Origin of the sequence: Singulisphaera chitinilytica (assembly GCF_049331405.1) — a bacterium.
Classification (GTDB): Bacteria; Planctomycetota; Planctomycetia; order Isosphaerales; family Isosphaeraceae; genus PoT.
In genome coordinates this window covers 6,499,486-6,514,106 of the sequence record NZ_CP186274.1, presented here as the reverse complement: position 1 = coordinate 6,514,106, position 14,621 = coordinate 6,499,486, and the positions used below count along the sequence as shown (strand labels likewise).

At 65.9% G+C, this 14,621-nt stretch carries 11 protein-coding genes; 6 read left to right on the top strand and 5 right to left on the bottom strand.

Annotation, left to right across the window (positions count from 1 at the left end):
* Positions 1-105 precede the first annotated feature (105 nt).
* From ACOYYX_RS25765 to ACOYYX_RS25750, 4 genes are all read right to left on the bottom strand, one after another.
* Positions 106-540, bottom strand: a complete 435-nt coding sequence (locus ACOYYX_RS25765; protein ID WP_422925022.1) for a hypothetical protein — start codon at positions 538-540, stop codon at positions 106-108.
* 233 nt (positions 541-773) lie between these two features.
* On the bottom strand, positions 774-1,847 hold the full coding sequence (locus ACOYYX_RS25760) for a DUF1559 domain-containing protein (RefSeq protein ID WP_422925020.1): 1,074 nt from the start codon (positions 1,845-1,847) through the stop codon (positions 774-776).
* A gap of 209 nt (positions 1,848-2,056) precedes the next feature.
* Complete coding sequence (locus ACOYYX_RS25755) at positions 2,057-3,064, bottom strand: membrane dipeptidase (RefSeq protein WP_422925018.1); 1,008 nt, start codon at positions 3,062-3,064, stop codon at positions 2,057-2,059.
* 87 nt (positions 3,065-3,151) lie between these two features.
* Complete coding sequence (locus ACOYYX_RS25750) at positions 3,152-4,684, bottom strand: hypothetical protein (RefSeq protein ID WP_422925016.1); 1,533 nt, start codon at positions 4,682-4,684, stop codon at positions 3,152-3,154.
* 298 nt (positions 4,685-4,982) lie between these two features.
* On the opposite strand from ACOYYX_RS25750, the gene ACOYYX_RS25745 reads away from it, so the two are divergent.
* The 4 genes from ACOYYX_RS25745 (at position 4,983) to ACOYYX_RS25730 (ending at position 10,772) form a co-directional block, all read left to right on the top strand.
* Positions 4,983-6,299 (top strand): hypothetical protein, encoded by a 1,317-nt coding sequence (locus ACOYYX_RS25745; RefSeq protein ID WP_422925014.1) that lies wholly within the window; start codon positions 4,983-4,985, stop codon positions 6,297-6,299.
* 290 nt (positions 6,300-6,589) lie between these two features.
* Positions 6,590-7,927 (top strand): spinster family MFS transporter, encoded by a 1,338-nt coding sequence (locus ACOYYX_RS25740; RefSeq protein WP_422925012.1) that lies wholly within the window; start codon positions 6,590-6,592, stop codon positions 7,925-7,927.
* 1,423 nt (positions 7,928-9,350) lie between these two features.
* A complete protein-coding gene (locus tag ACOYYX_RS25735) occupies positions 9,351-10,433 on the top strand; it encodes a DUF1559 domain-containing protein (RefSeq protein ID WP_422925010.1) in 1,083 nt (360 codons plus the stop codon).
* Between the two features lie 132 nt (positions 10,434-10,565).
* Positions 10,566-10,772, top strand: a complete 207-nt coding sequence (locus ACOYYX_RS25730; protein WP_422925008.1) for a hypothetical protein — start codon at positions 10,566-10,568, stop codon at positions 10,770-10,772.
* 427 nt (positions 10,773-11,199) lie between these two features.
* Here ACOYYX_RS25730 and ACOYYX_RS25725 read toward each other — a convergent pair whose 3' ends face one another.
* On the bottom strand, positions 11,200-12,387 hold the full coding sequence (locus tag ACOYYX_RS25725; RefSeq protein ID WP_422925006.1) for a HEAT repeat domain-containing protein: 1,188 nt from the start codon (positions 12,385-12,387) through the stop codon (positions 11,200-11,202).
* 291 nt (positions 12,388-12,678) lie between these two features.
* On the opposite strand from ACOYYX_RS25725, the gene ACOYYX_RS25720 reads away from it, so the two are divergent.
* Both ACOYYX_RS25720 and ACOYYX_RS25715 read left to right on the top strand, forming a co-directional pair.
* Positions 12,679-13,518, top strand: a complete 840-nt coding sequence (locus tag ACOYYX_RS25720) for a hypothetical protein (protein WP_422925004.1) — start codon at positions 12,679-12,681, stop codon at positions 13,516-13,518.
* A 485-nt stretch (positions 13,519-14,003) separates the two neighbouring features.
* Positions 14,004-14,603: a hypothetical protein gene (locus ACOYYX_RS25715; protein WP_422925002.1), complete on the top strand. Its 600-nt coding sequence runs from the start codon at positions 14,004-14,006 to the stop codon at positions 14,601-14,603.
* Positions 14,604-14,621 lie beyond the last annotated feature (18 nt).

Below are 14,621 nucleotides of genomic sequence, written 5' to 3'. Positions count from 1 at the left end.
TATGGGCACGTCCCGCAGGGTTGACCGCCATTCTGGCAGTTCCCGGCAGGTCGGCGCGAAGCTACGAAGGAGGGATGACTTCGCCGGTCCGGCCCCGAGGCCGCCTTATTTCAGGTCGAACGCGGGGATCTGGTTCGTCACTTCCTTCACCTCGGCCTTGAGCCCCGCCTTCTTGTGGTCGAGGAACCGCCCCTTGAGGGTGTCGACAGCCAGCGGCGATTTGCTGGCGAAGAGGCCGGTCTCGGTCCGGGGCGGGGGGAGGGTCGAGATCGCCACGAGGTATGAGCCGGCCGGGGCTCCGTCCGAGAGGCCATAGGTGGTCAGCTCGAATTTCCCTTGCTCGTCGGTCCTCCCCATCGGCCGGGGCGTATCCTTGGCGACCTTGGATTCGTCCTCGGGGTGGAACGTCACCACCGCGCCGGAGAGCGGCTTGCCCTGATACTGGATCTGGCCGCTGACGGGATAGACCGGGACCTGCCCTTCGGGGGTCCCGCCACAGCCGGAGAACATCGAGGTCGCGGCCACGAGGAGAAGCAGCAACGCGGCCCGGCGACACAAATCAAATGCACACATCATGTTCCTCGCACACTGAGAGGATGTCGATCGGTTCGAATGCGACGCAGAATCCCTCGGGAGGGCCGACCACGTCGTCGACCCTCCCGAGGGACCTTTGAGCGGAGGCCATTCGGATTGGGGTGCCCCTCGACCCGCATCAACCCGGGAGGGGCTGGCGGATCAGAGGGGCCTTGGCAGGATTCGGGCGGGGCGGGGGATCAATACGAGTCGGACGAGAGGACCTCGCCGCCGTTGTAGGTGATGAGGCCGGCGAAGACGGCGGGGCTTGTGGAGCGCTTGACGAAGTGGACGGAGCCGTCGGCGAAGACGTGGTTGGCCCCGCCTGGGTGGAACGCATAGACCTCGTTGTTGTTGCTCCAGTTGGTGTGCTCGCGGCCGCCGTCGCCGTCGGTGTAATACTCGCTATTGTAGTCGGCCCAGCCGGCGCCCGAGCCCACGTCGGAGCCGACGGGGTTGCCGCCTCGGTAGCCCGGGATGCGGTCGCCGACGTTGTACTGCTTGCCGTTGAGGAAGAAGTAAGGCCGGCCGGCGTCTTCCGACATCAGGATGGTGTTCGACGTGCCGTCGGTCACCTCCGCGATCCGACGCGCCTTGTTGCCCTTCAAGAGGCCCAGCGAATCCACGCCGGCGGCGTGCGGGATGTTATTGGCCGTCAGCCAGGAGTCGTTGATGCCGTCGTCGACCGAGTAGTCGCCCGCGGCGAGGGTCGCCTTGTAGCCCCCGCCGTAGAGGGCCTGGGTGATGCCGTCGGAGTAGTCCTGGGTCCGATACGGCGGGGCCGACGGGCAGTACATCACGTTGAGCTGGACGCGCGTGACCGTCGTGTTGACGGGCGCGGGGAACGGCTGCGAAATGTTGTAAGCACCATACATCTGCGACTGTTCGAAATAAGGGAGCAGCAGGGTCGTCCAGGTCTGGACGTCGAGCTGCTGGTCGCAAACTTCGTTGATCTGGACCGGGCAGGGGGGGATGTAGTTCGGGTCGGTCGTCGGCAAGGTGGTCAGGTCGATCGGCTGGCTCGGCGGGGCGAGGAGCCCGTGGGAGATGACCCACGACGGGGCGAAGATCCCCTTGGTCCCCTCGAAGTTGTGGAAGGCCAGGCCGATCTGCTTCATGTTGTTGATGCACTGGGTCCGGCGGGCGGCCTCGCGGGCGGCCTGCACGGCGGGCAGCAGCAAGGCGATCAAGACGGCGATGATGGCGATGACGACCAGCAGCTCGATGAGCGTGAAACCCGGGCTCGACACGCGGCGTCGCGGTTGGACTAGCACGGCGGGATCTCCTGGTAGTGTAAGCGAGGCAAGGCGAGGCATGACGGGCGCGGACGAAGATCGGCCACCCCCGGGAATGTTCGCCGGAATGATCCCCTTTCGTTCTTTGGTTTGAATGTGTGAATGATGAATTTTCTCCGAAGCCGGGAATCTCGCCCGGCCCCGGAGGATGCAGGCCCAAGAAGGCCCGCGAACCGGCCCGAGCAAATTTAAACACGCAGCATATCTGTCAAGAGCTTGCGTGCGTTGCCTTCGATGAGAAGCGCGGCGACCTCGGCCGGGAATGAGGCCTCGAGCCAGGCGAGGATCGCCGGGACGTCGCCGAGGCCGTCGAGGACCTGATCGACGCCCAGGAAGTCGGTGCCGATCGCGATCCCCTCATAGCCGGGCTGGCCCAGGAACGGCAGGCTCGCCGCCTGCTCGATCGCCGCCTTGACCTGATCCCTCGACTGGAAGAAGGGAGGGCTGACCCCCATGCCGATGCAGCCTCCCAGGGCCCGGAGGCGCCTGAGGCTATCGAGCGTGATGGCCCTCGGCGAGTCGAAGCCCTCATGCCAGGGGGTGCCGTGGCTGTAGGCCGGGAGCAGGCGTCCGGGCCGGGCCTCGTCGGCCTCGAACCAGTCGAGCACCTCGGAGATGGATCGGGGGTTGAGGTGGGCCAGGTCGAGGATCGGGCGCGGGGCCTCGGGGACGGAGCCGATGTCGGCGAGCGCCTCGAGGAAGGCCCGCCCGAGGTCGGTCAGGCCCCGATCGTCGCCGGGTTGCGAGCAGCCGGCCAGGCCTCCGCTGGGCATGTAGCTCGGCTGGAAGAGCCGGACGCCTCGGCGGAAGAGTTGGGGGAGCCGTTCGAGGTCCGCTGAGCTGCGCACGAGCGCATCGAACCCCTCGATGCCGATCACGCCCCAGCAGAGGCCGTCGGGATCGTCGAGGAACCGGATGTAATCGTCGCGGTCGGCCAGGAGCCGGCCGGGGAACTCGGCCTCGATCCGCGTGATCAGGGCGGCGAGCGCGGCCCATGGGTCCGCCTGCTTCGCCCAGTCGTCGGCCCTCCGGTAGCAGGAAAGGATGGCCGCCCGAGTCCCCTGGAGATATCCATCCGCCTGAGGCAGGCGGGCCGAGACCCCTTCGTACAGGGAAGGGTCGTAGACCGTCGTCTCCGGGGTGTACTGCAAGAGCCAGTCGGTGTGCAGGTCGATCAGTCGCAACGAGCCAGGCATTCCGCGATCCGTCCTCGATGAATTTTGGCGATGGGGTGGCCCCAGGCGCCACCTCGGGAAGAGTCTACTCGCCGGAGTCGGCCCGGCCTAATGGTCGGCCGGGGGCTGGAGGGGGAGTCGATCCAGGTATCGGGCGATCATGCCGTGGAGCCCCTCCCAGAGGACGAGGTCGTGCGTCGACTTTTTGTCGTCCCATCCCCACCAGCGGATCGGGGGCGCATCGGCGAGCTTCGACGGCCCGAGTTCGCCCGGCCAGAACGCGAAGGCTCGCCTGGGGGAAGTGGCGTCGGTGGGGGCCTTCAGGATCGAGGCCGCCGAGCGCCCGGGATGGGCCTTCGCCTCCAAGGACGCCGCGAGCAGGCCGTCGCCCCAGCCGACCAGGACCGTCGCCCCCTGGCGAAGCACGCTGACCGGCTTCCCGGAGACATTGCCGAGCCACCGGGCATCCGACGGCAGCGACCCGAGAGCAGCGCCCTCCTTGGGATGACCACGATCCAGTCGACTCATCACCTTCGGGAGGAACTGGGTCGCGAGCCGCCCGGCCGACACCTCGTCGACGAGGTGCAGCGCCAGGATGCCCCCCGAGGCATTCCCTTCCACTTCGGTCCGGACATAGCCCGAGACCCCGCGCAGCTTCGGCCAGAGGTCGACCTCGGGCCGCACGGAGGCCGTGGCAGCGAGCAGATTGAGCCGGACGCGGAGCGGCGCCACCTGGGCCCTGGCCGGATCCGCTCGCTCGATCCGATCGGCCCAGGCGAACGCCGAGGCCAGCGACTCGGCGTCCGGCTCGACCTCCATCGCGAAGACCGCCTGGGCCTTCTCGGTCGGGAGCCATTCGAGCCAGGCCGGGTCGAGGCCTTTCCCCTGGGGCGGATCCCACTCGAGCTGCGAGTCGAGGTTGAGCGTCAGGGTGTCCCCCTTGACCGTGAGCAAGCCTTCGCTGACGTCGACCCCAAGCCCTCGGAGCGCCTCGACGACCCGGCGCTGGGTGATGGAGCCTTTAGCCACGAGCCTTCGAGGATCGAGCCGGATCAGCATCCCCGAGTCGACCTCGGGATGGCCGACGATGTCGGCCCCGGCCTGGCGGATCGCCTCGGGCAGGTCGGCTCGCGAGCCGGCGAGGGTCAGTACGCCCGGCACGCGAGCCACGAGCGCCGAGCCTTCGGGACCGAGTCGGTCCACGCCGATTCCGTCGAAGGGGGCCGAGTCGCCGCCGTCGGTCAGGATCAGGGCGGTGACGAGGGCGGCGAGGTTGCCGTCATCGTTGGGGGCCACGGCATACCAGCGGATGTTCCCCGTCTCCGAGTCGATCCCGATGCCGACCTTGGCCTGATCGAGTGACTTGAACTCGCGAACCATCTCGGGGTTGAAGAGCGATATCAGGGCCTCGAGCGGCTTGCCGAGCCCGCGGACGTCCTGCGTCGCGAACCGCCAGGCCGCGAGCGCCGCGGCCGGGTTGGCGGCGCGCGTCCCCTGAAAGAGGGCGATCGCCCTCTCGAGCTGGACGTCGGGGCGGACCCAGCGGATCGTCACCGCCCCGGTCGGGTCGTCGGCCCTCGCCCCACCCGCGGCCAGGACGCCGACCAGCAGCGTCAACGGGATCTTGAACTTCGCCCCCATGCTCCCCTCCCTGAATACGAAATCCTCAACTCATTGATTGTGGCGGAGACGAGGGCCCCAGAACAAGCACCTGTCTGCGCACGGGCGTCGGCGGGCCACCCGGGCGGGAACCGGCAACGTCGACCCAGGTTGCTTTGGCCTTGAGCCTATTCGCCACCTCTGCTAAGTTTCCGGCGCGCCAGGAATGCGCCCCGTATAACCCAGGATGGAAATGCCGTGCCGCATCCCATCCGCCTCGATCGCCGCACACCCTAATCGAATATTCGACCGTCGCCAGCACGGCAAGGAGGCCCCTGGGATGGACCGCCGCACGGCTATGTTCCTGACGATGATGTTGGGCGGATTGATTCCCCGCGGTCTCCGCGCGCAAACCTCGGGCCGAAGCTCGGGCAAGAAAGGATCCACGAAACGGATCGCCCTTCAGCCGGTCCGCAGCTCCGGCGACGAGGACGACCTGACCCCTCGCGACTCGACCGAGACCGCCAAGGAAGTGGATGTCTCCCCTTCGAGCATCCCCATCCAGGATGGGCAGATCTGGAAGAAGTACGACATCGGCGACTACGTGGGGCTCAGCCAGAAGTCGAACAACCCGCAGAGCGCCCTCGTCGAGTGGATCTTCCGGCGCACGGGGACGGCCCCCTGGCACGGCGACAAGCTCGCCATCCTCAGCGCCTCCCGGACCCAGCTCCACGTCCTGAACGACGCCAAGATCATCAAGCAGGTGGACGAGGTCGTCGAGCGCTTCACCCAGGCGGTCAGCAACCGCCTCGCGATCCGCGTCCAGTACGTCGCCGCCGTGAATCCTCGCTGGCGCTACGCGGTCTTTTCGCACCTGAAGGCCAAGGGGTCGGGGCCGCAAGGGCAGCAGATCTGGACGATGAGCACGGAAGAATCCCACGCCGTCCGGGCCCAGATGCAGGTCCACCAAGGCTATAAGATGCTGGCCGAGCAGAAGGTGGAGATGATCAACGGCCAGACCCTGAAGATCGAGACCGCGGAGACGCGCGGCTTCACCGGCGGCCTCCAGCGCGAGGCGGCGGCGGGCATGGGCTATCAGCCCAGGGCCGACAAGCTCAGCGAAGGAGTGACCCTCGAGCTGAGCCCGCTGCTGACCTTCGACGGCGACATGATCGACGCGGCCGTCCGCCTGACCGCCAACACGGTCAAGTACCTCCACCGCGTGAAGGTCATCGCTCCCCGAGAGATCGGGTCGAGCGAGATGTGGGTCGACGTCCCCGAGGTCGTCGAGACCAGCCTCAACACCACGGTCAAAGGGTGGAAGCTCGGCGAGACCGTCCTGATCTCGGCCGGCATCCAGCCGGGCATCCTCCAGTCCAAGAACGGGTTCATGAACCTGAGGATCCCCGGCACGACCCCGACCGAGACCGAACTCCTCGTCTTCATCGATGCCGAGATCGTCAAGGAAGAGACCGCCAGCCGGCCGAAGCCCCGTCGCAACGACGAGGAAGAGGATCTCGACGCCGAGGCCATCTCGACCAAGCCCAAGCCGCGTCGCAGCCGCGCGGAGGCCGAGCCGGACGCCGACCTCGAGAACTCCGAGAGCGACGAGACGGCCAGCCGACCTCGCACCCGTCGGAACCGACAGATCGAATGACCGGGTCGAGGCACCTCGATCCGGCCGGGGCGTGAGCGTTCCTCGAAGACGCAAAGCCCACTCGCTCCTGAAATAACGATTCGCGACGGCTTGCGCCCGTGAATCCGAGCGTGGAGACGCCGCGCCTTTGCCTCCGGGGAGCCCGCTGACGACCATACGGCTCGTCAGTCGGCGGGAATGGCGGTATAACGAAGACGTTCGCCTATTCGCCTGAATCCTCCCGAGGCAACCGCGTCATCATGCAGTCCCCTTCGTCTGGTCCGGCGTTAGCCTCCCCGCGAAAATCCGGCGTGCTCCCCTCGATGGGCGGCAGTTACTTCGCCCTGGCGGTCCTGTTCAGCATGAACTTGCTGAACTATGTCGACCGTTATTCGTTCTACGCCGTCGCGACACACATCAAGGAGGCCCTCAAGATCCAGGACACCCGCCTCGGGTTCCTGAGCTCCTCCTTCATGATCGTCTACACGATCGTCACCCCATTCGTGGGCTGGTTCGGCGATCGCTACAGCAGGCGCTGGATGCTCGCGTTCGGCGTCGGGCTCTGGAGCCTGGCGACGGTCGGCACGGCCTTTTCCAATACGTTCGAACAGATGTTCTTCTGGCGTTCCCTCCTGGGGATCGGCGAGGCCACGTACGGCGTCATCGCCCCCGCCCTGCTGGCAGACCTCTTCCCGCCCAGGGTCCGCGGCCGGGTCATGGGCGTCTATTTCCTGGCACTGCCCCTTGGCGGCGCCCTCGGATACGGGATCGGGGGCTGGGTCGCCGGCAACTTCCACTGGCGGACGGCCTTCCTGGTGGTCGGCCTGCCCGGGCTCCTCGTCGCATTCGCCGGCCTCCTGATGCGCGACCCCGGCCGCGGGGCCTCCGAAGGCCATGCGCCGGAGGTACCGCAGCGTCGAGGCCTTGGCGACTACCTCGCGCTCTTCCGCTCTCGCACGTTCCTCTACAACACGGCGGGCATGGCCGCCGTGACGTACGCCTCGGGGGGATATGCCGTCTGGGGCTCGACCTTCTATCAGACGGTTCGCCACATGTCGGTCGAGAAGGCGGGCCTGACCATCGGGGTCCTCACCGCCGTCGCGGGCCTGGTCGGGATCACGCTGGGGACCACCCTGGCGGACTTCTTGCTCAGGTTCACGAAGCGAGCCTACTTGCTCATGGCCTCCTGGGCCGTGCTGGCCGCGATGCCGTTCGGGGTCATGGGCATGCTGGAGCCTCGCGTGAGCGTCTCGCTGGGGATCCTCTTCGTCGCCATGGTCCTGCTGGCGATGGTGCTCGGACCGGCGAACGCGATCACGGCCAACGTCGTGCCGCCCCACCGTCGCGCGGCCGGTTATGCGGTCAACATCTTCCTGATCCATCTGTTCGGCGACATCAGCTCGCCGATCGTGATCGGCTACCTCTCCGACCTCTTCGGAAAGACCGTCATCACGCAGTCCCCCATCGGTGCCCTGGTCCGATCCATCGGCGCGGGCCCCGTCGGCGACAACAACCTCACTGTCGGGATGCTCTCGGTCGTGCCGATCCTCTTCCTGGGTTTCATCTTCTTCGCCATCGCCTCAAGGCACCTGCCCAAGGACCAACTGCCTGCGACCGACGCGAATCCCATCGCCGGCCCCGCCCACTGATCGGGCTGCCTCGAAGCGGACGGGCCCAGTAACCAGGCTCGCGTGACATACCGGATCTGGTTTGCCTCCTCGGGCAACCTGGACCCCAGGACCTCGGGAGGATCGTGGACGAGCCACGATCCTCCCGAGGTCCCTTCGTTTTACCCCTTGGAATCGACTCGACTCGGCTCGGCTCGGCTCGGCTCGAGCTTACTGGGTTTGAGCCGAAGGGGAAGCATCGGAGGGGCGGCCTCGCGGCCTTCGGCCCGAGCTTGATGACCGTCACAAATCGAATAGCAACGTCTATCTTTTCATTGAACACTTTTTGGAATCAACAACCGCGATGACCAGGCCAGGCCGCGGACAACCCCGATAACAAAGCCCTGAAGGACGACCTGTAATTCTGATACAATATGTAATTTTTCGGCGACAACTCTATTGCGATACGCACATATGCACGCTATCGTCATACATAGGGAATTCGTCGTGCGGCTGTTCCCCCTGTCTTGTCTTGCGACGAATAGTCCGGATCGGGTCATCCGGAGATCACGTGACGGCGATGAATTTCTCGATTCATTGGCGATCAATCCGACTCCATGCCGGTACGCTCCTCGCAATTGCGGGGTTCGGCCTGATCGGGCCGGGCGCTGCCCAAGCGGGGTGTCACGGTCGCGTCGTCGCGGACTCCGATACCTCCAGGGCGTTCGCCAGCCTGACGTCGTTCGCCATCGACTCGATCACGGGCGTCACGACCGATCGCTCGCGGGGGTCCGAGGAGCGACGCTCTCCTTGCTTCGGACTCTCCTGCTCGGAGACGCCGACGATTCCCCTGGCGCCGTCGCAGGACGACCGCCAGGTCGATCACTGGGCCTGCCTCTTCCCCGACTCGGGGGCCGATCCCGAGTCGTTCGAACCCCAGACTCATTCCGAGAGGGTTTCCCCCCGGGACGTTGCATCGCCCCTCGACCGTCCGCCTCGTCTCCTTGTTATTGTCCAGGCAAATCAGCACGTTTGATCCCGTTTTGTGATGGACTACGGTGCCTGCGCACGGGGGTACGCCCCCGTGCCCACCGGCCATGGTGAGGCATCACTCTGGCTTGGGTTCACGCAAGGTCACGATCATCGATCGTCTCGTATTCGAGGGGGTCCCTCGTCGAAGCCGGCAGGGGTGCGCCCCGAGGTGTCGTCGCGACGCCGATCTCTCGATCGGCCCGGAGTGGCACGCAAGGTTGTCGCGTCCTATGGGTCTCTTGACCAAATGACGTGATATTTCGTCCTTTTCAAGCATTCTTTATTGCGTTGTGGAGACGCAATCGCCTTGTTTGTCGCGTCGATCGCCCCGCAGCGATCCCGTTCGCCTTGCGCGCCGGGATTCGCCGCGAGGAGCCGGCTCGCCGTCCGTCCTTTCTCTTCGCTTCATCCTGTTCTTGAAGGAGAGTCGCCCATGAAGCCGCGTCGTTCGGGATTCACGCTCATCGAACTGCTGGTGGTGATCGCGATCATCGCCGTCCTCATCGCCCTGTTATTGCCCGCCGTTCAGGCGGCGCGCGAGGCCGCCCGCCGCGCCCAGTGCGTCAACAACCTCAAGCAGCTCGGCCTGGCCGTCCACAACTATCATTCCGTGAATAACTGTCTTCCGGCTCAGTGCTGGTACCTTGCGAATACATGTCTAGGTGGCTGGTCTCCGGGCTGGTCGCTGTCGATCATCCCGCACATCGAGCAGCAGGCGCTGTTCAATGCGTTCAACTTCAGCCAGGGCCCGGACCAGGCCCAGAATACGACCGTCTCTTACAACCAGTTGGCGGGATATCTCTGCCCGTCCGAGAGCGTCAAGCAGCGCCCGCAGGCCCCCTGGGGCGCGATCAGCTACATGGCGAACGTCGGCGGCCCGGGCGTGGTCCAGAACTGGTCCGGCACGATCGTCCCCGCCTACGGGACCTGCCCGTACCCGCCCTACAACGGCTGGTGGGGTCAGGAGGCCAACATGGCGACGTTCGGCTTCGAGAGCGTGACCGACGGCACTTCGAACACGGGCCTCTTCAGCGAGCGGCTCCTCGGCCTGCCCGGCAGCCCGGCCGTCTACCCCGGCGGGCAGAACATGAAGCGAGGGATCTGGATCATCGACGTCACCAGCACCCCGCCGAACTCAGGAAGCGCCGCGAACGCGCTCCAGATGATCGCCAACTGCAAGGCGGTGCCGTCGACCAAGGCGTCGGATAACTCCAACCTCCCCGGCGCCTACTGGTCGATGACCTTCCCCTGGCACCTCGTCGTCAACAGCTATAGCCACTTCGGCGTGCCGAACTCCATGACCTGCATCGGCAACAGCACGGCGTCCGCCTCCTACGATCCCGCCTGGGGTGGCCGGACCCAGTACATCCCGCCGAACAGCAACCACTCCGGCGGCGTCAACGTCTGCATGACCGACGGCTCGGTCAAGTTCATCAAGGATTCGGTCAACACCCAGACGTGGTGGGCGCTCGGCACCAGGAACCAGGGCGAAGTGATCAGCTCCGACGCGTACTGAGCCGATCCCGAAACCCATCGACGGCCGGCCTTCGCGATCCAGTTCGCAAGGCCGGCAGCGACGGGCCTTCGCGTTCGAACTGATTACGAAAATCTCGCGGCATTCGCATAGAAGACGAGGCTAACGATTCCAATGAAATGCATCCGACTCTGGATCGGTGCGGTGCTCGTGGCGGGTGGCGTCATGGGCTGCAGCGACAATGGCGAACTCGAGGCCGGGATGCCCGCCGGCGAATTCAAGGGCGTCGCCCCGACGCTCGAAGCCAAGCCGATCTCGGCCAAAGACATGCCGAAGGTCAAGAAGAAAGGTCCGGCCGTGCCCGTACCTGGCCGGGCCTGATCCTTCCCCGACACCGGTCGACCTAACCCCTTCGACCAGCTTCCCGCGACTCTTAACGCCCCGGGCTCGACCGAGCCCGGGGCGTTTTTGGCGTTTGTAGTCTTACCGAACTCGCCAATGCTCACCGGGGTTATCCCCGCGGCTCCCCTCCTCGAAATCCCTCGGGACTCGCCATCATCCCCGTATTCCTGAAGAGGCCGACCGAGTCGCGAGCGCGGTGATCCCGACTGCGACGCGGCTTGAACGACTCCATCCTCGCCGGACGACCGCCCCGGAAACGCGAGAACGCCGAGGCTTGAGCGGCGTCTTGCCGCCAGGCCTCGGCGTTCGGTCTGACCCTCGACCCTGCCTCAAACAGGAAGTTGAAGCAGGACATTTCGATCCGAGCCTTTGACTCGGATCATCTCGGCTCGATCCGTTGCTCGGCTCAATTCGCCTTGGGATTGAGGCTCGGCGAGCCGGGCAGGGGGGGCAGGGCGGCGGTCTTCTCCGAGTCGGTCGGGACGAACTTGCTGGCGGCCTGGCGGACGGTGGCCGACTTGTCGTCCCTGGCCATCTCCTCGAGGCGACGGCGGACCTCGGGGGTCGGGCGGCTCACCAGGGCCTCGACCGCGCTGGCGCGGACGGATTCCTCGGCGTCACGCGAGAGGTGGAGCAGCCAGATGACCGGGTCGATGTCCGTGCGGCCGACGAGGAGCGGGATCACCGAGGCGCGAAGCTCGGCCTTGGGGTGGAAGATCATCCGGCCGAGGCTGATCTGCTCCTGGTTCAAGCCCCTCGTCTTGAGGACGAACTCGGCCATCTCGGGGACGCCCGGCTCGGGGTCGTAGAGGTGCTTGAGGATGGCGTCCTCGGTCAACAGCCGGGGGTTCCGGGCGAACGAGACCAGGACCTGGCTGCGGACGATGCCCGCGCCCTGGCCCATGTCATCGAGGTAGGGGATCGCCGGCGCGGCGGCGTCGTCGATCGGGAGATAGCCGAGGCAGGCGACCGCGGCTGCCCGGACCTGCGGCACCTTGTGCGTCAGGCAGCGGACGACCGGCCCGTGCAGGCCGGACTTCCAGGCCACCAGCGCCTCTTCGGTCACGGGCTCGGGGGTGTTGCCGGGGATCCAGACCCAGAGGCGGCCGATCTCGGTGAGCGCCGTGACGCGGGCATTCATGTCCGCGTCGACCAGGCCGGCGACCAGGAGCTCGCGGAGCGGTTGGAGGACTTCCGGCCAGTTCGTCGGGGCCGGATCCTTGGCGAAGCGATCGAAGATCTTCGTCGCCAAGGTCAGGGCCACGCTACGCCCCTGTCCCGAGAACTGAGGATAGCCCGCGCGAAGGCCGGTGATGACGTCCAGCCACTCCTTCGATTCCGCGTCCGGGATCGCCGTCAGAGGGGCGTTGTCCTTGGGGATGACCCGCCGCTCCAGCGCCGAGAGGGCTCGGGCGTCGCTATCGCGAAGCGCCGGGGTCAAGACGGACAGCGGCGTCCGCTCGTCGAAATTCACCGGCGCGGCGGGGGCCGCACTCCGGCGCCCGGGGCGTGTGACGCCCACAACCAGGCCGCCTACGACCACCACTCCGAGCACACCGGCAATCCAGATCCTTCGTCCCTGTCGCCCTGCCATGGGGAGCCTCCGTGCAATACAGACACCTCCTGGTCCAACTGGCGGCAGATCTTAGTTCGATTCCGATTCCCGGCAAGATCACTTGATCCGCTTCTCCGGGACGAAAAGATCAAACTACCCAGAACACCCTTCTTCCCAATAACCCTAATAATTGCCCCAATCGAGGATCACCGATCAGGAAACGGAGCGATTCGACCGATCTTTGGAAAGGAGAAACGAAGGGGTTGCGGGGCGGAGCCCCCGAGCAATCTGCTTCGCCGTTTGTCGCCTATTCGCCTCAACGGAGTTGCCATGAATTCCCCCGTGGTCGGTCGAAGGCTGGCAACGAGGATCCTCGGGTTGGCCGTCTTATGCTGCGGCCTCTTCTGGGAGCCGAACCACCTCGGTTACAGCGCCACACGCACAGTCGATCCCGCGCAGGTGGTCCCCATCGACCAGATTGCGCCTGAAAATAGGGAAAGTGTTTCCGAAGTCATTCGTGAACACACTTTCCATCGCAAGGGTGCTCCCGAGACGTTCCCCTGCAACCCTCGAGTCTACCTCTTCCTGCTGAACGAACCGGGCATCACGCTGTCGCTCTGGCAGGACCTCAGCACCTCCCCCGTGCGGCTGCAGCAGATCGCGCCCAATCGATACCAGGGGAGCGACGGGGCGGGAGCCTCGGCGACCTGGGAGTTCGTCTACCGTTCGCCCAAGCTCAACGTGCTCCTGTGCAACCTCGACTACACCAGCCCCAGGGGTGCCGCGCACCTGCAAGGCCGGGTGGTCCTGGTCGTCCACACGGGATATTTCCGGGAGGCCAGCGGCGAGCACTGGGTCCAGCACGACGTGGAAGCGTACGTGAAGGTGGATTCCAAGGGGTGGAAGGCCGTCGCCAGGACGGTTCGCCCCCTGATCGAGAAACTGCTGGAGGACCAGGTCCGCGAGGCCGGCTGGTTCGTCTCCCTGATGGGACGCCTCGTCGCGATGTATCCCAACTGGGCCTGCCAGGTCACCGGCAAGCAGGAAGCGATCAACCTCGAGACTCGCACGCGATTCCGAGACGTCGTGATCCAGACTCGCAAGCCGGGCGCCTTCACAGGACGCCCGACAATGGTCGAGAACACCGACCCTAACGTGAAACGCCGCTGATCGACCCGCCTCGACATTCGACGATGGGAATGGGCCTCCAGGCTCGTGGGCATCGCCCCAGGATTTCGGCGATGGCGCGAAGAGGATTTGACTTCGCCAGACCCCGCACGACTCGCCTTGAAGCCCGTTCCCACGCTCGATCTCCGCTCCCAATCCTCGCCCGACTTCGGGCATCCATCTCAACCGCGAAGTCACGGCCTCGACAGGGCGTCGATCCTTCGCCGCTATTGTTGAGATCGGATCTTCCGATCCGCAACTTGACCCTACCACCGACAAGACCGCGACAACCGGCAAAGTCGGGGTTCTATCCCTGGCGTCTGCCGCTATAATGCCCGGCCTCATGATCGAAGTCGGATCCCGCGGCGCCGGCCTTCGCGTCAAACGCGGAGCCACATGTCATCTGCCGCGATGGTTCCCGCTCGGACGGGACGGTGCTCATCCCAGGGAAGGGAAGCCAGCGCACGTCCTCAGGAAGGGAGGCAGGGATGCACCCGACTCTCCGCCCGGCCATGGCCATGTTGAATCGTCTGTTTCGAGGGTTGGGACTGGATCCGCAAGGGAACAAGGCCCGCCGGGGACGGCGACGCCTGGAGCCCCAACTCGCGCCTCTCGAGAGCCGACAGCTCCTCTACTTCTCCCCCGCCGTGGCCACGGCCGTGCCATCCACGCTCTGGCCGCCCAATGGCGGCTACGTGCCCGTGGTCGTCTCGGGCACGTTCCGCGAGTTCGCGCTCGTCAACGACAAGCCGGTCTTCACGCTCCTGCCGGGGCCCAAGCAGGCGAGCTTCAACGTCGTGGACGAGTACCACAAGGACGAGCCGAGCGGCCCGATCCACCTGAAGAACGAGGGCGGGGGCGTCTTCAGCTACTCATTCACGATCAATCTCCAGGCGAGCCGGAGCGAGCAGTTCGCGGCGGGTCGCCGTTATTACATCAACGTCGCCGCCAAGGACAACGACGGCTGGAGCGGCAAGACGCTCGTGGTCCAGGTGCCCCTCAGCCTGAAGGATCGAGGGCCTGGCCCCGTGGTGGTCACGCCTCGGATGCTCGCCCAGCGCGCGGCGGGCGCCCACGGCAAGCACTAACCGATCCGCATATCGTCC